Below are 22,365 nucleotides of genomic sequence, written 5' to 3' on the forward strand. Positions count from 1 at the left end.
GTCAGGTGCGGGCGCGCCCGAGCCCGGCGAGGAACAGCGCCTCGGCCAGGGCCATGTGCTCGATCTCGGACGGATCGACGCTCTCGTCCGGCGCGTGCACGTTCGCAGCCGGCTCGGACACCCCCGCCAGGATGACCTCGACCCCCGGGATCGTCCGTTCGAGCGTCGCGCAGAGCGGGATCGATCCGCCGCCGCCGAGGGAACCCACCGACGACACCCGGTACGACGACGCCAGTGCGCTCCGGAACGCCGACGAGTACTGCCCCGCCGTCGCCCGGAAGCCGTCGCCCGTGCCCGTGACCCGCGCGCTGACCTCGACCCCGGAGGGCGCTCGCCGCAGCAGGTGCGCCACGAGCAGATCGCCGGCGGCAGCGGGGTCGACGCCCGGCGGGACCCGGAGGTTCAGCGCGGCACCGGCGGTCGCCTGCACGGACGGCGACGACCCGGCGACCGCCGGCGCATCGATGCCGACGACGGTCAGCGCCGGCCGTGCCCAGACCTGGGATGCCGGGTCCCCGGACCCGATCGGCACCGCGCCGTCGAGCAGCCCGGCGTCGGCGGCGAACCGGTCGGCGTCGTAGGGCAGGCCGTCCCATGTCTGCGAGGCCTCGAGCCCGTCGACGGTGGTGTCCCCGGCGTCGTCGCGCAGCGTGGCGAGCAGGGCCACCAGGGTCGCGACGGCATCGGGTGCGGCACCGCCGAACATCCCCGAGTGCACGTTGCCGTGCAGCGCACGGACGCGCAGCTCGACGAACGCCGTGCCGCGCAGGGTGGTCACGAGCGCGGGGACCCCGACGGCGGCGTTGCCGGCGTCCATCACGAGGGCTGTGTCGACGTCGGCGAAGTCCGCTGCGTGGGTGGACACGTACTGCTCGAGACCGTCGGTGCCCTGCTCCTCGGACCCCTCGACGACCACGACGAGTCCGACCGGGAACGATCCGTGCACGTCGAGCAGGGCCCGCAGCGCCACGAGGTGGGTGACGACCCCGCCCTTGCAGTCAGCAGCGCCGCGACCGTACAGGCGACCCTGTCGCTCGGTCAGGGTCCACGGGTCGCTCGTCCACGCTGCGAGGTCGCCGGCGGGCTGGACGTCGTGGTGGGCGTAGAGCAGGACCGTCGGGGCGCCGGGCGGCGCGGGGTGGGTCGCGAGGACCGCCTGCGAGCCGTCCGACGTCGTGACGAGGCGCGAGGTCAGGCCGAGGCCGTCGAACGCACCCCGCACGCGCTCGGCGACGCGGCGGCAGTCGTCGAGCGACTGCACGGCCGGGTCGTGGACCGACGGGATGGCGACGAGCGCCGCGAGCTCGTCGAGCCCCGCGGGCATCCCGGCGCGGACGGCGTCGCGGAGCGGGTCAGCGGGCTCGGTCGCCTGCAGCGCTGCGTCGCCGGTGCTCACGAGCGCCCGATCTCCCAGATGCGGAACTCACCAGAGGCGTCGACCGACTTCGTCAGCCCGGTGAGCGACTTCTGCCCGATGACGTTCTCCTGCCCGGCGAGCAACGGGATGAGCGGCACGGACTCGGCGGTGTCCTGCTGGATCTCCTCGATCTGCTTCGTCCGCTCGGTCGCGTCGGCCTCGACCGCCTGCGCGGCGACCAGTTGCTGCACGGCCCGGTCGTCGAAGTGGTTCGCGAGCAGGTTGACGTCCTCGGAACCGTAGGCCGGCGTCAGGTACGACGAGGCGTCGGGGTAGTCCTGGAAGAACCCGAGCTGGAAGACCGGGTACTCGCCCTTGCCGACGTTCCTGACGTAGGTGTCCCAGCTCGCCGACTGCAGGTCGACCGTGAACAGGCCGGTGTCCTCGAGCTGCTGCTTGATCAGTGCGTACTCGTCGTCCGACCCGGAGCCGTAGTGGTCGGTCGTGTACTCGATCGGCAGCGTGACGGGCGTGCGCACGCCGGCCTTCTCGAGGATGGCCGCGGGGTCGGCGCCGTCGTACTCCGTCTGGAACGCATCGGTCGCGCCGGTGAAGTCGGACGGCACGATCGAGTACGCCGGAGCGTAGGTGCCCTGGTAGACGTCCTTCGCGATCGCCGCGCGGTCGACCGTCGCGGCGACGGCCTGGCGGATCGCGGTCTTCTGCGCGGTGTCGTCACCGGGCATCGTGTCGAGGTTGAAGCCGAGGAACCGGACCTCGCCCGACGAGCCCTGGACCCGCTGCAGGCCGTCGTCCTCGGACAACGAGGTGACCTCGGTCGGCGTGAGCTGGCGGTACGCCACGTCGGCGTCGCCCTCTTGCACCGCGAGCTTGAGGTCGGCGGACTTCGTGTACTGCTTGATCGTCACGCTCGACGACTCCGGCGCGGTGCCGTCGTACTCCTTGTTCGCCGTCAACGCGATGGTCGCCCCGCCGTCGGCGGACTGCTGCAGCGCGTACGGACCGGACCCGACGACCCCGTCGTCCGCGTGGACCTTCGTCTTCGAGAACACACTGCTGTCGACGATCGCCCCGGCCATGCTCGCCAGGACGTACGGGAACGTCTGGTCGTTCGCCTGCTTCAGGGTGAACGTGACCTCGTCGCCGTCGGCCGCCACGGACGCCATGTTGGCGAGCAGCGACCCCGGACCGTTCTCGGAGCCGATGCCGACCTGGCGCTCGAACGAGAACACGACGTCCTTCGCCGTCAGGGCGTCACCGTTCGAGAACGTGAGCCCGTCACGGATCCGGCACACGTAGTGGGTGCCGTCGGTGAAGTCGCACGACTCGGCGACCTCGGGACTCGTCGTGGTCTCACCGGCCGGGTAGGTGAGCAGGTGCTGGTACAGCTGCGTCTGCACCGTGTAGCTGCCGCGGTCCCAGGCGCCGGCCGGGTCGAGGGACGTGACGGGATCGGTCGTCCCGATCACCAGGCCGTCGGAGACGTCGGTCGACGCCCCGGTCGAGGCGCAGCCGGTGAGCACGGCGGCGACGGCAGCGGAGAGCGCGAGCGCGGAGAGGAGTCGGGTCGTCACGGGGTTCCTGAGGGGGATGGTTTCGAGAGGGAGAAACGGGGATGTGCGGCCCCGCCGGTCGCGAGGTCGGCGATCATGTCGCCGAGCAGCGGTGCGAACTTGAAGCCGTGGCCGGAGAACCCGGTCGCGACGGTGACGGGACCACGTCGGTCGATCACGAAGTCCTCGTCGGGGGAGTTGTCGTACAGGCAACTGATGAAGGTCGGCTTCGTCGCGTCGACACCGGGCACGTACCGCGCGACGTAGGCCTGCAACCGCTCGGCCTCGGCCGGCACTGGCGTGAAGTCGCGGTGGTCCGGATCGACGACGGGGCCGGTGCCGTGGAACCCGACCTTGACGCCCTCGCCCGGGGTGAGCAGGCCGTACACGTCGTCGTCGGCCGCCCAGTGCACGAAGCTCGGCCACGCCTGGTCCGGCAGACGGCTGGGGAAGTGCGCGGGCTGCTCCTGGGTGACGCGGATGGCCGGGAGGCCCGCCCCGCGTCCGGCGAGCAGGTCGCCGACCAGCGCGGGAGCCCACGACCCCACGGCCGCCACCACGGACGAGCTGCGGTGGGTGGACCCGTCGGACAGCGTCACGGTCACGTCGTCGCCGTGGTCGTCGAGCCCTGTCACCCCCGTGTCGAAGCGCAGCTCGGCGAGCCCCGTCCGTTCCGCCAGGGTGAGGAACACCTCGATGGCGCGGTCGGACCGGATGCGACCGGCCGTGGCGTGCGCGAGCACGTGGCCCTCGAACGCGATCCCCGGCCAGCGTGCGGCCGCGGCGTCCGGGCTGAGGGTCTCGTGCGGGATGCCGGCGTCCGTCAGTGCGGCGGCGATGGCGTCGACGACCTCGGCGCGGCCGTGGTCGACGGCACCGGTGCGGACGATGAGCTCCTCGCCCGCAGCGCCCTCGAGCGCTTCCCACAGCTCCAGCGCGCGGGAGGTCAGGTCGACGTACTCGGGGTCGGCGTAGCCCTGCCGGAAGATCCGGGTCGCGCCGTGGGACGAGCCGTTGTGGTGCCCGCGCTCGTGCTGCTCGACGAGCAGGACGCGCTCGCCGCGGAGTGTGAGGGCGTACGCGGTGGCGGCGCCGACGACCCCGCCGCCGATCACGACGTGCGTCGGGGCCCGGTCGCTCAGCACGTCGCTCATGCCACGGCTCCGGCTCGTCGGGCGTCGGCCTCGCGCCGCGCCGGCATCATCGCCACCACCTCGGCCTCGGTCGGGGCCGCCGCCGGGAACCGTGCCGGGGCGTAGCGGCTCGCGTCGCCGAGGGTGGTCGTGCCCGTGACGCTCAGTTCCGCCGCGATCCGCCCGAGACCCGGGCCGTGCGTGACGCCGGACTCGTTGTCGCCACCGGCCACCACGAGTCCGTCCAGCTCGGGGACCGCGCCGACGATGAAGTTCCGGTCGGCGGTCATCGAGACGACGCCCTGCGTGGGGGTCTCGTCGACCCCGAGCACGCTCGCGGCGGCGGGGAGCAGCCGGGCGACGATCGGGTGCAGGTACGTCCGCATGGCGTCGAGCAGGTCCGTGCGAACCGGTCGGCGGTCGGGTTCGTCGCTCCGGTCCGCACCGCCGACGTGCAGCGGCTCGTACCCGGGCCCGGCACCGTACGTCAGGCCGCCGCGGTGCTCACGGATCCACAGGCCGTGCAGCTCCGGCAGCATCAGGGTCGGCAGGGTGCCCGGCAGACCGAACGGCGTCGTCACGAGCCGGCTGGCGACGACCCGGACCGTCGGCAGCTCGCGCCCGAAGGGGGTGAGGAGGGCGTTCGTCCAGCTGCCGGCGGCGAGCACGACCTTCGCGGCGTCGATGACCTCGCCGTTCGCGGTCCGGACGCCCGTGACGGAGCCCCCACGGGCCTCCAGACCGGCGACCGGCGTGTGCTCGCGGATCTCGACGCCCCGCGCACGGACCGCGTGCACCAGCGCTGCGGCCGTGTCCGGCGCACTGATCTGGATGCCGTCCGGATGGAGGAAGCCCGCGGTGACCGCGGTCGGGTCGAGTCCGGGCACGAGGTCGGCCGCCTCGGCCGGGGTGAGCGTGCGCGCACCGGCCGGCCGGAGCGGGTGCTGCTCGAACGGCGGCAGGTGGTCGGCCCGGCCCTGCTCGGTGACGGTCAGCCAGACGTTGCCGTTCTGCCGGTACCCGGTCGGGCCGTGGCCGGCGCCGGCGAGGTCGCGGTAGAAGTCGATGCCGTACTGCTCGACGTCGCGTTCGGACTCGTTCCAGTACCAGGCGTACCCGGCTGCCCACTGGCCGACGAACCCGGCGCCCGCGGTGGTGGTGCCCCCGGCGACCGTGCCGCTGTCGAGGAGCAGGACCCGCTGCCCGAGCCCGGCGAGGTGCCACGCGGCGCTCAGTCCGATGATGCCGGCGCCGACGACGACCACGGGGGATCCGGAGGAGGACATGGAGCGAGCGTAGTGTCCCGGGGTCCCCGACAGGTGTCGTTCATGACGCCGTGTGACGCGGTGCAGAACGGCGATCGCCGCCCCGGTCGATCAGCGGTCGGTCAGCGGTCGAACGCGTCGAGCACCGCCGATGCCGACCGGGCCACCAGGGCGTCGTCGTAGGCGGCGTCGGGGTCGTTCCGCGTGGTCAGGACCGAGAGCACGATCGGGTCGCCGCCGGGCGGGGTCACCCGCGCCACGTCGTTCCGGATCGGTCCGGCGCCCCCGGACTTGTCGACCACGACCCAGCCGTCGGGTGCCCCGGCCCGGATGAGTGCGTCGCCGGTCGCGTTGCCGCCCATCCAGTCGACCAGCAGCGCGGTGTCGGCGCGGTCCAGGGTGCTGCCGTCGAGCACGGTCGCCAGGGCTGCGGTGAACGCCGCCGGGGTCGTGGTGTCCTCGGTGCTGCCCGGCTCGATGGTGTTGAGGTCCGGCTCGCCGTGGACCACCTCGGTGGTGGTGTCGCCGAGCTCGGTCAACGCGGCGTCCAGGCCGCTCGGACCGCCGATGCGCGTGAGTACGAGGTTCAGGGCCGTGTTGTCGCTCATCCGGACGGCTGCCTCGGCCAGCTGCTCGTACGACAGCCCGTCGGCCACGTGCTGTTCCGTCACGGGGGAGTACCCGGCAGCGGCGACGTCCGCGGCCGTCCAGTGCACGACCTCGTTCCGGGCGTCCGCGGGCACCGAGCGCAGGAACTGTGCCGCGGCGAACGCCTTGATGGTCGAGGCGTAGCCGAAGCGTCGGTCGCCGTTGTACGCGACCCTCTCACCCGTGACGGTGTCGGTCGCGACGACGCCGACCGTCGCGTCGTACTCGCGTTCGAGGCCCGCGATTGCTCGGCGGACCGTGGCGGTGGTCGCGGCGTCCGTTGTCGGCGGCGGCGTCGTCGCTGAGGTGCTCGTCGGTGTGCTCGTGGACCGTGCGGACGACGTGGCCGACGCGGTCGGTCCGACGGAGCCGCCACCGGAGCACCCGGCGAGGACGAGCACGGCGACGGTGCCGCCGACGACCAGGGGGAGAGCACGGTGCATGGGAGCACCCTGCCGCTCGACCCTGGTCACACGCCGGGAACCGGCACCCCGACCCGGGCGACGGAGACCTGCGTCCCGACGCCCCGCTCGTGTGCGAGATCGATCAGCCGGGCGGCGACGGCGAGGTCCTGCGCGCCGAGCCCGACCGAGTCGAACACGGTGATCTCGTCGTCCCCGGTCCGGCCGGGTGCGCGTCCGGCGACGACCTCGCCGAGTTCCGCCGGGTGGAGGTCCTGCGGGACCGCCCCCTCGACCACGGCCTCGAGCAGGTCACCCGACTTCGTCCAGGCGGTGGCCCGGCTGTCGACGAAGAGCGTGCCGCGTGCCATCGCCGCGCCGTCGAGCTCCCGGTGTGTCGGGCGGGGGCGGGCCCCGACCGCGTTCACGTGCTGGCCGGCGTGCAACCAGTCGCCGCGGACGATCGGGTCGACCGAGGGCGTCAGGGTGCAGAGCACGTCGGCTTCCTCGACCACGCGCCGGACCTCCGGTACGACCACGCACCGTCGGGCCACGTCCGGTCCGACGGCCTCGAGGAACCGGGTGACCGTTCCGGACGACCGTGACCACAGGACGATCCGCTCGAACGGTCGCGTCGCCTCGAAGGCACGGACGTGCTCGACGGCGAGGTTGCCCGCGCCGAGGATCCCGAGGGTCCGGCTGCCCGAGCGGGCGAGGTGCTTCGTCGCGACGACGGTCGTCGCCGCGGTCCGTGCCCGGGTGATCGTCATGCCGTCGAGCACGGCGACGCACTCGCCGGTGACCGACGAGGACACCAGGATCGTGGAGCGCTGTGACGGCAGCCCCCGCGCACCGTTGTCGGGGATGTCGGCCATCAGCTTGACGGCGACGAGCCCGAGCCGGTCGGAGCGCACGGCCATCGGCAGGAAGAGCGCGTCGTCGGCGCCGGTCAGGGCGACCGGAGCCGGCTGCTGCATCGCGCCGGTCCCGAGGTCGGCGTGGACGGCCTCCACGGCCCCGACGACGTCGACGGCGTCGATGAGACCGGCGACGTCGGCGGCGCCGAGGACGACGGTCACGACGCGGTGACGGCGGTCGAGGCGCCGAGCAGCTCCTCGAGCGACGGGGTGTGGGTCGTGAGGCCACCGTCGAACAGGATGCGCATCCAGCGGTCCGAGGCCTCGCGGTCGACGACCGCGGAGTCCCAGACGCCCCCGGCCGCCATCTCGTCGGCGGCCCGTCGCAGCAGGGCGGCGTCCTTCTCCGGCCACCGGGCGGCGAGCACGGCCGCGATCTCGGTGTCGGCGTCGCCCGCGGTGATCTTGGCCATCGCGGCGGCGATGCCGTCCATGAACCGGTCGACCCGGTCGCCGAGTTCGTCGATGCGGTCCGTGCGCGTGTAGTAGACGCTGTTCGGCATCACGCCACCGGCGTCGAGGTGCCGGAAGACGATCGTGCCCCCACCGGCGGCGACGAGTTCCTGGGCGGAGACGAGGTCGAGGATGATCGCGTCACCGAGCCCGCCCTGGTAAAGCTCGATGAGCATGGCGGTCGACAGGTCGCGGACGAAGCGGGTCGCCGCGACGTCGAACCCGGCCTCGCGGACGAGTCCGGCCGTGAACTCGTACGGGGCGCTGCCGCCGGCGCCGGGCGCCAGGACGACCTTGCCGGCGAGCCAGTCCAGCGTGATCGGGGTCGTCTCGTCGCGGGCGACGATGGTCATCGGGAACCCGTGGTTGAGCTGGCCCACGACGGAGAGCTTCCGCGGGGTCCCGGCGTACATCGCGGGGACCCAGAGACCGCCGAGGGCGAGGTCGGCCTCGTGCGAGTCGATGTCGTCGAGGACGCCGGTCCACGGGTCGCAGGCCTTCGCGGTGACGGACAGGCCGCGCTCGGCGAACAGACCGCCCACGTCGGCGACGTACTCGGGCAGGTAGTTGAGGCCGTTCGCGGTCGCCGAGATCTTCAGGGTGTCCATGGTGTTCTCCGATCGTGGGGTGGTGGGCCGGGGTGTCCGGCCCACCGGGGTGGTGCGGTTGGTGCGGGTGGTCAGGTGGGTCAGGCGGTGGTGGTCGAGAGGGCGTTCTCGTTGACGTCCTCGAGCGACCGGCCGCGGGTCTCCGGGGCGAAGCGTGACGCGACCACGAGGATCGCGTACATGACGGCGGCGAGTCCGAAGACACCGGCGAAGGCCCACGAGCCGTACAGCGCGATCGCGGCGAACGGCATGACCGCTCCGGCGATGTTGCCGATGCCGTTGACGATCGAGGCGCCGGAGGCACGGATCGCGGTCGGGTAGACCTCGGCGGTCCACGCCGCGAGGGTGGTGTTCGTCAACATCGTGAAGAACTGGAACAGGGCGCCGAGCACCAGGATCGCGGCGGTGTCGTTGCCGAAGGCCGCGAACGCCAGGGCGGTGAGGCAGCCGAGGATGCCCGCGACGGCGATGAGGGGCCGTCGTCCGACGCGGTTGGCGAGGAGCGCCGCTGCCGTGCACCCGAGGAGCGACCCGATGTTCATGATCATCGTGTAGAGCAGGCTCTGCGACACGGTGTACCCACGCTCGACGAGCAGGGTCGGCATCAGGAAGTTCAGCGTGACCTGCACACCGAAGGCCATCCACGAGGCGACGCCGATGGCGATCGTCCGGCGGAGCACCAGCTTGTGGAACACCGCTGCGGGCGACGAGTGCAGAGCGACCGGGGGCAGGTCGGCCGGCGTCAGGCGCACCGGGGGAGCGGCGTCGGCGGGCGGGGTGAGCGTGTTCGAGGCGAGGACCGCGAGCGAACGGTTCGCTTCGTCGACCCGGCCCTTCGACAGCAGCCAGCGAGGCGTCTCGGGCAGCTTGCGGCGGTACAGGACGACGAACAGGGCGGGGATGGCGAGGATCACGAACGTCCAGCGCCAGACGTGGTCGTCACCACCGAGCGGAGCGGCCAGCGGGCCGAGCAGCAGCAGGAAGAGGCCGTAGGAGATGAAGTTGCCGATGCCGCCGGCGCCGACGTTGATGGTCGCGATGAGGCCGCCGCGGTACTTGGTGGCCACCATCTCGGACAGCATCGCGATGCCGATCATGAACTCGCCGCCGACGCCGATCCCGACGATGAACCGGCTGACGAGCAGCATGTCGAAGTTGAAGGAGACGGCGCTGAGGAGGCCGCCGAGCGTGTAGACGAGCAGGTTGAGCCCGAGCGAGAACCGCCGACCGTACTTGTCGGCGAGCCAGCCGGCCAGGAACCGGCCGACCAGGCCACCCAGGACGGTGGCGGTGTTGATCGTGGAGAGCTGGACGTCGCCGATGGCGAGCGAGGCCTTGATGTTGGTGGCCATCGCGCCGATGGAGTTCTGTTCGAGCGTGTCGAAGAACTCCCCGGCGAGGATGAGCATGAGGACCCAGAACTGGGCCCGGGTGAAGCCGATCGAGTCGAGGGCGGATCCGACGCCGCCGGAGGACGGGGTGGCGGAAGCGGTTCGGGTTGGTGCGGTGGAGCGGGTTACAGCAGTCATTCGTAACTCCAGCGGGGGAAGAGTGAGGTGGGTGCACCGTGCGGTCACTCTTTTGTATACGAAAAGCTGTTTCGGGCTGGTTTCGAACACGAGACGGTTCGTTACGGCTGCCTGAATCACCTGGATATTCAAGCATCCAGGCAGGGCCTCGCCAAGCCCGCGGGCTGTTTTGTATACGTTCTTACGGGTTCAGGGCCCGGTAGATCGCTTCGTCGCGGCGCAGGTGCTCGTCCATCAGCAGCCCTGCCTGCACCGACGCGCCGCGCAGGATCGCGCCGGCGACGGCCGTGTGGTCATCGCTGCTCGACGCCACCTCGTCCTGCGTCACGCGCTCGAACGCCCACGCCGTCTGGTGGATCAGGTGGTCGACCATCGTCTCGAGCCGGCTGTTCCCCGAGGCACGTGCCACCAGTCCGTGGAACGCGAACCGCGGTGACTGCGCGGCCTCGACCTCTTGGTCGGACCGTTGTTCGCGACCGACGGCTCGGAGCAGGTCGGCGCACTCGCCACCCTGGCGACGGGCGGCGAGCTCGGCGGCGAGGACCTCGAGTCCTCGGCGGATCTGCATGAGCTCGATGACCACCTCGGTCGAGGAGTCGGCGACCCGGACGCCCTTGAACTTCTCGGACTCGACGAACCCCTCGGTCTCGAGCTGCCGGAGTGCTTCGCGCACGGGGACCCGCGAGACGCCGAAGCGTTCGGCGAGGGCGTCTTCCTTCAGCCGGGAGCCACGTGCGAGCGTGCCGGCGATGATCTCGGCCCTGATCGCCTTGAGGACAGATGCCGGCTTGGACTCCACAGCACGATGCTAGTTGGAGCGAGTGACGGGAATCGAACCCGCGCTACCAGCTTGGGAAGCTGGAGTTCTACCATTGAACTACACTCGCGCACCCGCAGAACGGGACTCGGCAAGCCTAGCGGATTCTCGGCTGGAAGCCAGCCGACCGCGCACCGTACGCCTCCTGTCGGGCGTGTGCCGGGCCTCCCGAGTCTCCGCTGTGAGCACGCCAGCCTGACGGACAGGTGTCGTCCTCGTGTGTACCGTCCAGGGAGTTCCAGCGCCGAAGAACCCGAGGAGGACCGGATGGTCAGGCATCCCCTCATCGACGACGTGGTCGGTCCCGCCATCGTGGTCGAGTCCGCCTCGCCGGTCGTGTGGCTGACGGACGCGCTCGCCTCACTGCTCCGTCGTTCGGCGGACGCCGGCCGCATGGTCGTGCTGCGGACCGGGCGCGAATCCGCGATCACCCCCGCCCTGCGGCACGCGCTCGGTGCCTACGGTGCCGCGTGGGCCGTCGCCGACTTCGACGGGACACTGCGCGACGGCCGGACGGGTGCGGCAGCCTCGGGCATCGAGGACTTCGTGCACCGCGGCCCCGAACTCGTCGGCACACCGTCTCCCGAGCACCCGGTCGCAGCCGACTCCGTCCGCCAGATCAGCATCGACCTGACGCTCCGCCACCACGCCGAGCGTGCCGTGGACATGGGGTCCGCGATCGAGGCCCTGTGCCACACCGTCGGCACCTGCCCCACCCGCTGGGGCACCGCCGAACCGCTCACCGTTCCGTGGGACCGATGGGTCGTCACGCAGTACGCCAAGCACGAGGCACCCGGGGTGTCGACCTCGTACGCCGTCGGCGAGGGCTTCTCTGCCACGATGACCGCCCACCTGGTCGGTGGCGTCGTCGTCGAGACGATGTCCGCCGTCTTGACCGTGCCCGAGGAGAACACCGACCCGGAGCTCGCGAACCGCCTGTTCGACGCCGTGCAGCAGGTCGCCGACCAGGTCGTGCCCGTCTTCGGTGTGGTGATGCAGCGCCGGGGGGACGCCGACCACCTGATCCGCGCGGTGTCGCACGGCGAGCCGTCGCCGCTCGCCGTCGTCGTCGGACCCGAAGCCTCCGAGTTCCTGGACCGCGACGGGGTCTGGCCGCCACCGCGCACCACGACGGCGACGTTCGGCACCCGGTCCGGGGCAGGCGACCGGTCCGGCGCAGGCGACCCGTCCGGAGCAGGCGACACCGGCACCGCTGACAGCGACATCGTCGACGGCGGCATGATCGTCCGCTTCGAGGACGGCTGGGAAGCCCTCGAGTCCTTCCTCGACCGCATCGACGAAGACCGCTTCCTGCAACTCGTCGGCGGAGCGCCCCTCGACCCGGCCCACGACGAGGGCACGCTCGACGGACACGTGCGGGACGCCCGGGTGGCAGGCGGTCACGGTGCCGCGTGACGTCACCATCCTCTGCCGCCAGCCGGTCGAGCCGCGGGAGGTCGCCGAAGCGCTGCTCCTGCACGACGAGTCCTGGGGCGTCCGAGCCCTCGACGACGGCCCGATGCTGCAGGTCTGCCGCGACGCCACGCACCCGGTGATCACCGTGCTCGGGGTGCGGCGGGTGGAATCGTTCGACGAGGTCGAGCGGATCCTGCCGGACGCTCCCACGATCGCGACGCCACTGTGGTGGGTCGACACCGTCACCCCCGCCGGGGCCGACGGCGAGTCCGGGATCTCGGCGGCGCTCGAGGCCGCGCTCGACCTCGACGCGGTCTGCATCGTCCACGGCGACTGACGGAGCCGACGCGGACGCCGGACGCGCGCGTCAGTCGCGGCGCGCGGTGTCGGTCGCGTTGATCGCCGCCAGGCGTTCGTTGTACGCCTTCAGGTCGGCGTCACCGTCGCGTTCGGCCTTGCGGTCGAGCCGCTTCGCGTCGCGCTTGTCCGTGCGAATCCAGTTCCGCACCACGAGCAGCGCGACGAAGACCATCGGCAGCTCGGAGGCGCCCCAGGCGATGCCGCCGCCGGTGTGCTGGTCGTCGAGCAGCGCGGCGTCGTTCGTCTGGCCGAGTGCGTGGAACCAGTCGATCGCGAACACCGACTGCGAGGTCATCACGGCGACGCCGAAGAACGCGTGGAAGGCCAGCGTCGCGAGCAGCGCGATGATCAGGATCGGGTACGGCGGACGCTTCGGCCCCGGGTCGACGCCGACGAACACCCAGAAGAACAGGTAGCCGCTCAGCACGAAGTGGACGACCATCGCGACGTGCCACTCGTGCGACTGCATCGCTGCCTGGTACGCCGGCGTGAAGTAGAACACCACGAGCGACCCGGCGAAGATCACACCCGCGACGGCGGGCTTCCCCATGAACTGCATGTACCGCGAGTGCACGAAGAGCATGAGCCACTCGCGGGCCCCGCGGGAACCGTCGTTGCGGACCGGCAGGGTGCGCATGGCCAGCAGCACCGGGCCGCCGAGCACGAGCGGCAGCGGCACGAACATCATGAGCAGCATGTGCTGGACCATGTGCGACGAGAAGTGGATCATGCCGTACACGGCCGGTCCGGCCGACGTGGTCCAGATGAACAGGGCGCAGCCGATGACCCACGCGATGGTGCGCCCGACGGGCCACTTGTCGCCGCGCTTCCGGAGCTTCCGCACGGCGAGCAGGTACCAGACGGCACCGACGACGGCGAGCCCGAGCCACACCCAGTCGATGTGCCACTGCGTCAGGTACGTGTGCATCGTCTGGGCCGGCGGGAACGGGAACCCGATCAGGCCGGAGCGGGTGTCCTCACCGGTCTCGGGTGTCTGCGGGATCGGCGGCTGCGAGCGGGACACGGCCACCGAGACGCCGATCGCGACGGCCATGAACACGATCTCGGCGAGCGCGAACCGGGTGAACCGACGGCGGTCGAGCGGCGCGCGGAGCAGCCCGGGCACCAGCTTGCGGCGCTGCACGACGCCGGCGATCCCGAGCAGCACCAGGATGACGGCCTTGACCGTGATGAGTGCGCCGTACGGGGTGGTGACGAGGTCGAGCGGACCGGTCAGCCGCAGCGAGGCGTTGACGATGCCGGAGAACGCGACGGCGCCGAACGACCACCCGGCCAGCGTGGAGTAGCGGGAGACCACCCGACCGGTCGTGCCCTTCGTGCGGGTGCGCAGCAGCACGACGGCGACGAGCCCGCCGGCCCAGACGCACACCCCTATCAGGTGGATCGCGAGGGAGTTCACGGCGTTGGCGTGCTCGAGCGAGCCGGCGGCGTGGCCGGACAGTGCCAGGGGGAGCAGGGCGAAGAGGCCGAACACGGTGGCGACGGCGAGCGTCGTGACCCGGGTGGCGAACGCGGCGAGCACGGTCGCGATGAGGATCGCCGCCGCGGAGACCACGAGCGCCTGCCCGATCTCGACCTGGAACGCGAACAGCATGAAGTTGCGGGCGAACACCGGACTGGTGAGCGGGACGCCGAGGGTGTTGGCGCCGGTCAGCACGACGGTGACGGCCGCGGCGAGGAACCAGATCGATCCGGTCGCCGCCGCCCAGCGCGTGGCGCGGTGCTGCACGCTCGAGAGTGCCCGGTGGTCCTTCTTCTGTGCCGGCAGCGCGAACGCGGCGACGATGAGCAGGCCGACGGTCAGCGCCGCCATGGTGTCGTGCACCACGCGGGCGATCGGCAGGCCGTACTCGACCACGTCGCCGGCGGACACCAGCTGCTGGTTCGCGGTGAACGCTCCGGTGATCGTCAGGCCGAGGATCGAGCACGCGACCGCGAGCGGGATGGCGACGACCAGCACGGTCGCGACGGTGGACGTGCGCGCGGTGACGGGCGCGGATTCCGGCGCCGGGCCTCCAGGCTGGGTTGCGGGGGACGTGACGGTCATCAACCTTGTTCCAGGGACGCGTGCGTCCGCGAGACCGCGGACCCTCCATGGTAGGCGGGTCGGTCTGGAGGCGCGGTGTCAGTCCGCAGCGCGCGCTGCGGTCCGCCTCAGGCTCGCGCCGACGACCCCTGCAGGTCGCGGATCCGGCCCAGCTCGTCGAAGTCGACCGTGATGGTCCCGTCCGCCAACGTCAGCGTGCGCCCGTCCCAGGGGACACCGCGGAGCGACGCCCAGCTCCCCACAGCGCGGCGGTGGTCGTGCACCTCGGTCGTCTGCAGGCCCTCACCGAAGACCCGGACCATCCGGGGGACCGTCGGTGGCGCGAACAGCAGGCCCTCGAACAGCACCCAGAGTCGGGAACCTCCGCCGACGTGCCCGCCGAAGCCGAACCACGAACCGGTCGCCAGCCGTGCCGCGATCGACATGTCCCACGCGAACTCGTACCCGGCGTCGGCGGCGTCGGCCTGCCGGTGCTCGCCGAACGGGACCTCGCCCTGCACGAGTTCCGGGATGCCGAGCCGTTCGCCCAGCGCGCGGGTGGCGTTCGCGGCCGCGAGCACCGACGCGGGGTACTGCGACGGGTTCGCCCAGCCCCAGAGCCAGCTGCGCGGCCCCGGTGCGGCCGATCCCAGCAGCTGGATCCGGAACTCGCCCGGGTGCGGCCCGACGAACTGCAGGGTGCCGGCGGCGAGGTCGACGTTCCAGCGTTCGTGGTCGTCGTACCGGTCGGCGAGCTGCAGCTGCGCTTCCCAGGCCAGGAAGACCCCGTCGCTGACCAGATCGTCCATCCCCCGTGAGCGCGTCATGGGGGAACCCTACGCCGGGCGGTGTTCCCAGATCCCCTCGCTGCCGACGCCCACGAACCCGACGGCCTCGTTCACGTCGAGCATCGGGCGGTTCTCCTCGGCGTTGAACGTGATGATCGAGGGGTGCCCCGGGTGGTCGCGCTCGATCGTCTCGATCCCGACGACCTTGAGCAGCCACCCGAGCCGGTGCCCCCGGTGCTCGCGCAGCACGAGGGTGTCGCCCTGCATCACGGGCTGGGCCACGGGCCCAGGGACGGCGAGCTGGGTGAAGCCGACGAGTCCGCCGGACGACACGTCCTCCACGGCGACGGTGCGCATGGTGCGCGGGCCGTCGTCGAGGTGCTGCTCGTGCGTCCGGAGCCGGTCGATCGTCCAGGCGTCCTCGGGCTCGGCCATGTCGCCGGCCGGGGCATCGGTGCTCATCCGGCTCAGGAGGAGTGCGACGTCCGTCTGCCACCGGGACGGAGTCGGTCCGGCCCAGGTGTGCACGCGGTACCGGTCGGCCGCCGCCCGCGTCGCCGCCGCGCGGACGCCGGAGAGCGCATCGGGGTCGGCCGGGAGCTCCAGACGGCTGATCCGGTTCACCTGCCCGAACCGCCACCCCCGGCTCGTCAGGAACCGGGCTCCGGGTTCGTCCTCGGGCACGACGCCGAACCCGGTCGGTGCACGGAGGCACCCGGGGCCCGCTGCGGGGCCGACCTGCCGTGACACGGCGTACGTCTTCCACTGCGTGCGGCCCTGCTGCCTCGCGACCGCTTCGACGTGCTCGGCCAGGAGCGTGCCGATGCCACGGCGCCGGTGCTCGGGCGCCACGCTGACCGCCATCCAGCAGTTCGGGGCGTCCGCGACCGCCTTCGATTCGTACGAGCCGGCCCCCACCGCGGCCCCCTCGTCGTCACGGACCAGGAACAGTCGGCTGGGCGCGTCGGGGTCGATCAGGTACGGCAGCTGTTCCTCGGGCGTCCAGAGCAGTTCCGGCAGTCCGGTGATCGACACCTCGGCGCGGTTCTGCACGTCGACCCACTCGCGGAACGCCCGCACGGTCCCCGGGTCGTCGTCCATCGTGGCGGGGACCACGAGTTCGTGGACGGTGTACGCGGTCATGTCGGTTCCTCCCGGCGGTGCGACGCCGCCCGGCTCCGGACAGCCTCGCAGCATATCGGCGAGGGTCCGCTGCCGCTAGGCTGCACGGCGTGCTGCTCTCCGATCGCGACATCACCGCCCAGCTCGCCGAGGGCCGGATCGGTCTCGACCCCCACGACGCCTCGCTCGTCCAGCCGTCGAGCATCGACGTCCGACTCGACAAGTTCTTCCGGCTGTTCGACAACCACAAGTACCCGCACATCGACCCGGCGGTCGACCAGCCCGACCTGACCCGGCTGGTCGAGACCGACCCGGACGAGGCCTTCGTGCTGCACCCCGGCGAGTTCGTGCTCGGCTCGACCTACGAGGTCGTCACGTTGCCCGACGACATCGCCGCGCGGCTCGAGGGCAAGAGCTCGCTCGGACGCCTCGGGCTCCTGACCCACTCGACCGCGGGCTTCATCGACCCCGGGTTCTCCGGCCACGTGACGCTCGAGCTGTCGAACGTCGCGACGCTGCCGATCAAGCTCTGGCCCGGCATGAAGATCGGGCAGCTGTGCTTCTTCCAGCTGTCCAGCCCTGCCGAGAAGCCGTACGGCTCGGCCGAGTACCAGTCGCGGTACCAGGGCCAGCGCGGGCCGACCCCGTCCCGCTCGGCGCAGAACTTCCACCGCGCGGACGTCTCAGCGCGCCCCTGACCGCGGTCCGTCCGACCCGGAGCGACGTCATCGACGTCGTGCGACATCGATGACGTCGTTCCGGGTCGACACCGCGCGTCATCCAGCGGACGAAATGTCGCATGCTGTGTATCGTTGCAGCATGTCCGCAGTCCCTCCACGTCCGATGCCGACGGTGTCGGCGGCCGCGCTCATCCGTGACGCCCGTGACCGCGCCGAACTGACGCAGGTGCAGCTCGCCCGCCGCGCCGGCGTCACGCAGAGCGTCATCAGCACGTACGAGAACGGCCGACGCGAACCCTCGCTCGCCGCACTCCAGCGCATGCTCCGGGCCGCGGGCTTCACCACGTCGATCGACCTGCTCCCGGTCGAGGACCCACCGCCGCTGCGTGAACGCGTCGCCGCCGCGCGGCAGGACCTGATCGCCGTCGTCGAGCGGTTCGGTGGCCGGAACCCCCGGTTGTTCGGCAGCGTCGCCCGTGGGGACGACGGCCCGGGCAGCGACGTCGACCTGATGATCGACGTCGACGCCGGGCTCGGCATCTTCGCGCTCATGCGCATCCAGGACGGCGCCGAGCGACTGCTCGGCGTGCGCGTCGACGTCGTGGACGCGGCCGGCATGAGCCCAGAGGTCGTCCGACGCGCGGTGCCGCTGTGAGCCAGGAACCGGTGACGCCCCGGCTGGTCGGCGATCGACTCGACGACGTCATCGGCGCGTGCGAGGCCATCGGCCGGTACGTCGGCGACGAGCGGCTGCCCGAGGACCTGGTGCACGACGCCGTCCGGATGCGGTTGGTCGAGATCGGCGAGGCGGTCCGTGTCCTGCCGAGCACCGTCACCGCGAGCGAGCCGGACATCCCGTGGTCGCGGGTGTCCGACCTCGGCGACCGGCTGACCCGGCGCTACTTCGACACCACCCGCGCGGTGGTGTTCGGCACGGCCCGCACCGACGTACCGCACCTGGCCGACGCGGCGCGGCGGTTGCGCGCGACCCGGCCCTGACCCGGCGGGTCGCGCGGGCACCGGACGTGCGTGCACGGCGGACGGGAGGCACGGATCACGACCTGCCCCGGGCCTCCCGTCCGACCGTGGCCGGCCCCACGACGACGCAGGACGGCCCCGTCTCGCCGAAGCGAGACGGGGCCGTCCGTGTGAGCGGGGGAGATCAGCCCTTCTTGGCGAGCTCCTCGAGGGTGTCGTTGCCCTTGTAGGCCTCGACCGCGTTGTCCTTCGTGACCAGGATCGGCGTCAGCTCGACGGCCGGGACGACCTTCGAACCGTTGTCGTTGTTCTTGTCCTTGGTCGTCTTCGGGGTCTTGCCGTCGGCGAGGTCGGACACCAGGTCGATGGCCGCCTGGGCCTCTTCCGTGGTGTTCTTGTAGATCGTCGAGTACTGCGTGCCCTTCATGATGAGCGGGATCGAAGCGGTCTCCGAGTCCTGCCCGGTCACGACGGGGTTGTCCTTGCCGGCGGCCTTGGTCGCGGTGAGGATCGCACGGGCGAGGGTGTCGTTCGGCGACAGGACGCCGTCGAGCTTGGTGTCACCCGTGTAGTACTGGGCCAGCAGGTCGGTCATGCGCGACTGGGCCTTCTGCGCGAGCCAGCCCTGCGTGTTCACCTTGGCGAACGTGGTCTGACCCGAGACGACCTTGAGCGTGCCGTCGTCGATCTTCGGCTGCAGGACGTCCATCGCACCGTTGAAGAACACGGTGGCGTTGGCGTCGTCCGGCGAACCGGCGAAGAGCTCGACGTTGTACGGTCCGTCGCCCTTCTTCTCCTCGAGGCCCTTGAGCAGCGCCTGGGCCTGCAGCTGGCCGACCTTGAAGTTGTTGAACGCGACGTAGTAGTCGACGTTCTTCGTGTTCAGGATGTTGCGGTCCCAGGCGATGACGGTCGTGCCCTGGGCCTTGGCGGCCTTGACCTGCGAGCCGAGCTGCGAACCGTCGGCAGCACCGATGATGATCGCCTTCGCGCCCTTGGTGACCATGCCCGAGATCTGCGACTGCTGGTCGGGGACCGGGTTGCCGGCGTTGGCGTACTGGATGTCGGCCTTGAAGCCGGCGTCCTCGATCGACTTCTTGAACGCGGCGCCCGCGAGCACCCAGTTCTGCGAGGTCTTGGCCGGCAGGGCGACGCCGATGAGGTCGCCCTTCTTGATGGACGAGCCGGAGCCGTCGCCCGAGTCGGAGGTGCCACGAGCCGAGCAACCGCTGAGGGCCAGGCCCGCGACGAGTGCCAGACCGATGCCGGCGATGAGCTTCTTGCGCATGAGAGTGCTTTCTCTTCGTTGAGGTGGTGGTGCTGTGAGGGGAAGGGTTGGACTAGGGGAGGGTGATCTTGTCGGGCTGGTCCTCGATCGAGCGCGGCTGCTGCTGGGCCGCGGGGACCTCGGCTGCGTCCTTGCGCTGGAACTGCCGCATCATGCCGCCGATGAGCGATGGGCGGCCCTGCGACTTCGAGTAGACGTCGAAGGCGACGGCGATGAGGAGCACGAGACCACGGATGATCTGGACCTTGTTGGACTCGATGCCCATCAGCTGCAGACCGTTCGACAGCAGCGCCATCACGAGGCCACCGATGATGGAGCCGGAGATGGTGCCGATGCCACCGGCGACCGCTGCACCACCGACGAACACGGCGGCGATCGCGTCGAGCTCCCAGCCGGTGCCGTCCGCGGGACCCGAGGCGTTCGAGTACCCGACGAACACCATGCCGGCGATCGCGGCGAGGACCGACATGTTCGCCATGACGAAGAAGTTCACCTTGCGGGCGCTGACGCCGGACAGGACGGCGGCGCTGGAGTTGCCACCGACCGCGTAGACCTGGCGACCGAAGATGGTGTTCTTCGTGATGAAGCCGTAGACGATGGTCAGGACACCGAGGATGATCGCGACGATCGGGATCGACGTGCCGACCGGGCCGGCGCCGAACAGGTACGTGGCGACGAGGGTGACGGCGACCAGGATGCCGGTGCGGACGACGGAGACCCACAGCGGCGGGACCTCGGCCTGCATCTTGCGGCGACGGGCACGACCGCGGACCTCGACGATGATCAGGACGGCGATGGTCACGGCGCCGATCAGCAGCGTGCCGTTCGAGAACCCGAAGTCGGGGCCGAAGTCACCGAGGAAGCCGGAGCCGATGGTGTTGTAGGGGTCCGGCGTCGGGACCGAGGTGGACGCACCGATGATCTGGTTCGCACCGCGGAAGATGAGCTGGCCGGCCAGGGTCACGATGAAGGCCGGGACCTTCACGAACGCCACCCAGAAGCCCTGCCAGGCACCGACGAGCGCACCGACGACCAGGCCGAGCACGATCGCCAGCCAGACCGGGAAGTGCCAGACCGACATCGACTGGGCGACGATGATGCCGACGAACGCCGCCACCGATCCGACGGACAGGTCGATGTGGCCCGCGATGATCACCATGACCATCCCCAGCGCGAGGATGAGGATGTAGGAGTACTGCAGGAACAGGTTGATGACGTTGGTGGGCTCGAGGATGAGCCCGTCCGTCATGAACCAGAAGAAGATGACGATCGCGACGAGGGCGATGATCATGCCGTACTGGCCGATCGAGTTGCCCTTGCCGAAGAGCAGTTTCAGGTTGTTCATGAGACGGGAGCGCCCTTCCGCGCGGAGGTCATGCTGCGCATGAGCGTTTCTGGATCGGCCTGGTCCGCGGGGACGTCGGCCGTGATCTGGCCCTCGAAGATCGTGTAGATGCGATCGGAGAGGCCGAGGAGTTCGGGGAGCTCGGAGGAGATCAGGATGATGCCCTTCCCCTGTGCTGCGAGCTGCTGGATGATGCCGTAGATCTCGAACTTCGCGCCCACGTCGATGCCGCGGGTCGGTTCGTCGAGGATCAGGATGTCCGGGTCGGTGAACATCCACTTGGACAGGACGACCTTCTGCTGGTTCCCGCCGGAGAGCTTCCCGACGTTCTCCTCGACGCTCGGCACCTTGGTGCGGAGCATCTTCCGGTACTTCTCGGCGACGTCGTACTCCTCGATGGAGTCGACGACGCCGCCCTTCGAGATCTTCTGCAGATCGGCGGAGACGGTGGACCGCTTGACGGTGTCGAGCAGGTTGAGGCCGAGGGCCTTGCGGTCCTCGGAGACGTAGCCCATGCCGTTCTGGATCGCCTGCTGGACGTTCGTGACCTTGATCTCGTGGCCGTCCTTGATGATCTCGCCGCCGAGCCAGGTGCCGTAGGAGCGACCGAACAGGCTCATCGCGAGCTCGGTGCGGCCAGCGCCCATCAGGCCCGCGAAGCCGACGATCTCGCCACGCTTGACGTGGAAGTTCGAGCCCTTGCAGACCAGGCGGCTGGCGTCGAGCGGGTGCTGCACGGTCCAGTCGCGGACCTCGAAGAAGGTCTCGCCGATCTTCGGGGTGCGGTCCGGGAACCGGCTCTCGAGCGACCGGCCGACCATGCCGCGGATGATGCGGTCCTCGTTGACGCCGTCGCCCTTGACGTTCAGCGTCTCGATGGTCTTGCCGTCACGGATGATCGTGATCTCGTCGGCGATCTGCTCGATCTCGTTGAGCTTGTGGCTGATGATGATGCTCGAGATGCCCTTGGCCTTCAGCCCGACGATCAGGTCGAGCAGGTGCTGCGAGTCGTTCTCGTTCAGGGCCGCGGTCGGCTCGTCGAGGATGAGGAGCTTGACGTCCTTGTGCAGGGCCTTCGCGATCTCGACCAGCTGCTGCTTGCCGACACCGATGTTCTTGATCTGGGTGTCCGGGTCGTCGGCCAGGCCGACGCGGGCGAGCAGGTCCTGCGCACGGAGCTGGGCGCTCGTCCAGTCGATCACGCCGAACTTGCCGGGCTCGTTGCCGAGGAACAGGTTCTCGGTGATCGAGAGCTCCGGGATCAGCGCGAGTTCCTGGTGGATGATCACGATGCCGGCCTGCTCGGACTGCTTGATGTCCTTGAAGCGGACCTCTTTGCCCTCGTAGACGATCTCGCCGTCGTAGGTGCCGTAGGGGTAGACGCCCGACAGGACCTTCATCAGGGTCGACTTGCCGGCACCGTTCTCGCCGCAGATCGCGTGGATCTCGCCAGCGCGGACGTTGAGGGAGACCTCGGACAGCGCCTTGACACCAGGGAACTCCTTGGTGATCGAGCGCATCTCGAGGATGGTCTCGGGTGCGGTGATCGACCGGGTCTCGAGGCCGGTGTCGATCGGGGTTGACGCCACAGTGCATCTCCTTCTGCCGCTGCGATGCGGCAGTTGTTCGGGTGGTTCTG

20 protein-coding genes and 1 tRNA gene are annotated in these 22,365 nt (G+C 70.6%); 5 read left to right on the forward strand and 16 right to left on the reverse strand.

The features are described 5' to 3' along the window. Position 1: 1 nt before the first annotated feature. From EDF47_RS14505 to EDF47_RS14550, 10 genes are all read right to left on the reverse strand, one after another. Positions 2–1,396, reverse strand: coding sequence for a M20/M25/M40 family metallo-hydrolase (locus EDF47_RS14505; RefSeq protein ID WP_243698131.1), 1,395 nt, complete (start codon positions 1,394–1,396; stop codon positions 2–4). Beyond that, positions 1,393–2,952 carry an ABC transporter substrate-binding protein gene (locus EDF47_RS14510; protein WP_166673239.1) on the reverse strand — a complete coding sequence of 520 codons (1,560 nt, stop codon included), beginning with the start codon at positions 2,950–2,952 and terminating at the stop codon, positions 1,393–1,395. Before EDF47_RS14510 ends, EDF47_RS14505 begins: the two co-directional genes overlap by 4 nt. Continuing rightward, entirely contained in the window at positions 2,949–4,085 is a 1,137-nt protein-coding gene (locus EDF47_RS14515) for an FAD-dependent oxidoreductase (RefSeq protein WP_243698130.1), read from the reverse strand. Before EDF47_RS14515 ends, EDF47_RS14510 begins: the two co-directional genes overlap by 4 nt. Then, positions 4,082–5,350 carry an FAD-dependent oxidoreductase gene (locus EDF47_RS14520; RefSeq protein ID WP_131881317.1) on the reverse strand — a complete coding sequence of 423 codons (1,269 nt, stop codon included), beginning with the start codon at positions 5,348–5,350 and terminating at the stop codon, positions 4,082–4,084. Before EDF47_RS14520 ends, EDF47_RS14515 begins: the two co-directional genes overlap by 4 nt. A 101-nt stretch (positions 5,351–5,451) precedes the next feature. Continuing rightward, positions 5,452–6,420 (reverse strand): class A beta-lactamase, encoded by a 969-nt coding sequence (gene bla / locus EDF47_RS14525; protein ID WP_131881315.1) that lies wholly within the window; start codon positions 6,418–6,420, stop codon positions 5,452–5,454. A gap of 26 nt (positions 6,421–6,446) precedes the next feature. After that, positions 6,447–7,457 (reverse strand): ornithine cyclodeaminase family protein, encoded by a 1,011-nt coding sequence (locus EDF47_RS14530; RefSeq protein WP_133937513.1) that lies wholly within the window; start codon positions 7,455–7,457, stop codon positions 6,447–6,449. Next, positions 7,454–8,356 (reverse strand): ABC transporter substrate-binding protein, encoded by a 903-nt coding sequence (locus EDF47_RS14535; RefSeq protein ID WP_133937511.1) that lies wholly within the window; start codon positions 8,354–8,356, stop codon positions 7,454–7,456. Before EDF47_RS14535 ends, EDF47_RS14530 begins: the two co-directional genes overlap by 4 nt. Positions 8,357–8,436: 80 nt before the next feature. Next, on the reverse strand, positions 8,437–9,885 hold the full coding sequence (locus EDF47_RS14540; protein ID WP_243834062.1) for an MFS transporter: 1,449 nt from the start codon (positions 9,883–9,885) through the stop codon (positions 8,437–8,439). Positions 9,886–10,066: 181 nt separating this feature from the next. Beyond that, positions 10,067–10,684 (reverse strand): GntR family transcriptional regulator, encoded by a 618-nt coding sequence (locus EDF47_RS14545; protein ID WP_133937509.1) that lies wholly within the window; start codon positions 10,682–10,684, stop codon positions 10,067–10,069. A gap of 14 nt (positions 10,685–10,698) precedes the next feature. Further along, a tRNA-Gly gene (locus EDF47_RS14550) sits at positions 10,699–10,772 on the reverse strand. Between the two features lie 197 nt (positions 10,773–10,969). Between EDF47_RS14550 and EDF47_RS14555 the strand changes: the two genes are divergently transcribed. Then, positions 10,970–12,118, forward strand: coding sequence for a DUF6177 family protein (locus tag EDF47_RS14555; protein WP_133937507.1), 1,149 nt, complete (start codon positions 10,970–10,972; stop codon positions 12,116–12,118). Next, entirely contained in the window at positions 12,108–12,455 is a 348-nt protein-coding gene (locus EDF47_RS14560) for a hypothetical protein (RefSeq protein WP_133937505.1), read from the forward strand. The genes EDF47_RS14555 and EDF47_RS14560 overlap by 11 nt, the downstream gene beginning before the upstream one ends. A gap of 30 nt (positions 12,456–12,485) precedes the next feature. Here the strand turns inward: EDF47_RS14560 and EDF47_RS14565 are convergent, their stop codons facing one another. The 3 genes from EDF47_RS14565 to EDF47_RS14575 form a co-directional block, all read right to left on the reverse strand. Continuing rightward, on the reverse strand, positions 12,486–14,546 hold the full coding sequence (locus EDF47_RS14565; protein WP_131881305.1) for a cytochrome c oxidase assembly protein: 2,061 nt from the start codon (positions 14,544–14,546) through the stop codon (positions 12,486–12,488). A gap of 107 nt (positions 14,547–14,653) precedes the next feature. After that, positions 14,654–15,352 carry a DUF6882 domain-containing protein gene (locus tag EDF47_RS14570; protein WP_131881303.1) on the reverse strand — a complete coding sequence of 233 codons (699 nt, stop codon included), beginning with the start codon at positions 15,350–15,352 and terminating at the stop codon, positions 14,654–14,656. Between the two features lie 9 nt (positions 15,353–15,361). Continuing rightward, on the reverse strand, positions 15,362–16,456 hold the full coding sequence (locus EDF47_RS14575; protein WP_165932433.1) for a GNAT family N-acetyltransferase: 1,095 nt from the start codon (positions 16,454–16,456) through the stop codon (positions 15,362–15,364). Between the two features lie 89 nt (positions 16,457–16,545). Here EDF47_RS14575 and dcd point away from each other — a divergent pair, with 89 nt between their 5' ends. The 3 genes from dcd (at position 16,546) to EDF47_RS14590 (ending at position 18,114) form a co-directional block, all read left to right on the forward strand. After that, complete coding sequence (dcd, locus tag EDF47_RS14580; RefSeq protein ID WP_123339996.1) at positions 16,546–17,133, forward strand: dCTP deaminase; 588 nt, start codon at positions 16,546–16,548, stop codon at positions 17,131–17,133. 121 nt (positions 17,134–17,254) lie between these two features. Continuing rightward, on the forward strand, positions 17,255–17,770 hold the full coding sequence (locus EDF47_RS14585; protein ID WP_165932432.1) for a helix-turn-helix domain-containing protein: 516 nt from the start codon (positions 17,255–17,257) through the stop codon (positions 17,768–17,770). Next, on the forward strand, positions 17,767–18,114 hold the full coding sequence (locus EDF47_RS14590; RefSeq protein WP_131844748.1) for a HepT-like ribonuclease domain-containing protein: 348 nt from the start codon (positions 17,767–17,769) through the stop codon (positions 18,112–18,114). Before EDF47_RS14585 ends, EDF47_RS14590 begins: the two co-directional genes overlap by 4 nt. A gap of 163 nt (positions 18,115–18,277) precedes the next feature. On the opposite strand, the gene EDF47_RS14595 is transcribed toward EDF47_RS14590, so the two are convergent. From EDF47_RS14595 to mmsA, 3 genes are read right to left on the reverse strand one after another with little or no spacing between them, the layout of a single operon-like run. Further along, the gene (locus EDF47_RS14595) at positions 18,278–19,381 is read right to left on the reverse strand and encodes a sugar-binding protein (RefSeq protein WP_123937388.1); all 1,104 of its coding nucleotides are present in this window, start codon (positions 19,379–19,381) and stop codon (positions 18,278–18,280) included. 52 nt (positions 19,382–19,433) lie between these two features. Beyond that, complete coding sequence (gene mmsB / locus EDF47_RS14600; protein WP_131881296.1) at positions 19,434–20,726, reverse strand: multiple monosaccharide ABC transporter permease; 1,293 nt, start codon at positions 20,724–20,726, stop codon at positions 19,434–19,436. After that, positions 20,723–22,246 (reverse strand): multiple monosaccharide ABC transporter ATP-binding protein, encoded by a 1,524-nt coding sequence (gene mmsA, locus EDF47_RS14605; RefSeq protein ID WP_133937572.1) that lies wholly within the window; start codon positions 22,244–22,246, stop codon positions 20,723–20,725. The genes mmsB and mmsA overlap by 4 nt, the downstream gene beginning before the upstream one ends. Between the last annotated feature and the right edge of the window lie 119 nt (positions 22,247–22,365).

The organism is Curtobacterium sp. PhB190 (assembly GCF_004365385.1).
Taxonomy (GTDB): Bacteria; Actinomycetota; Actinomycetes; order Actinomycetales; family Microbacteriaceae; genus Curtobacterium.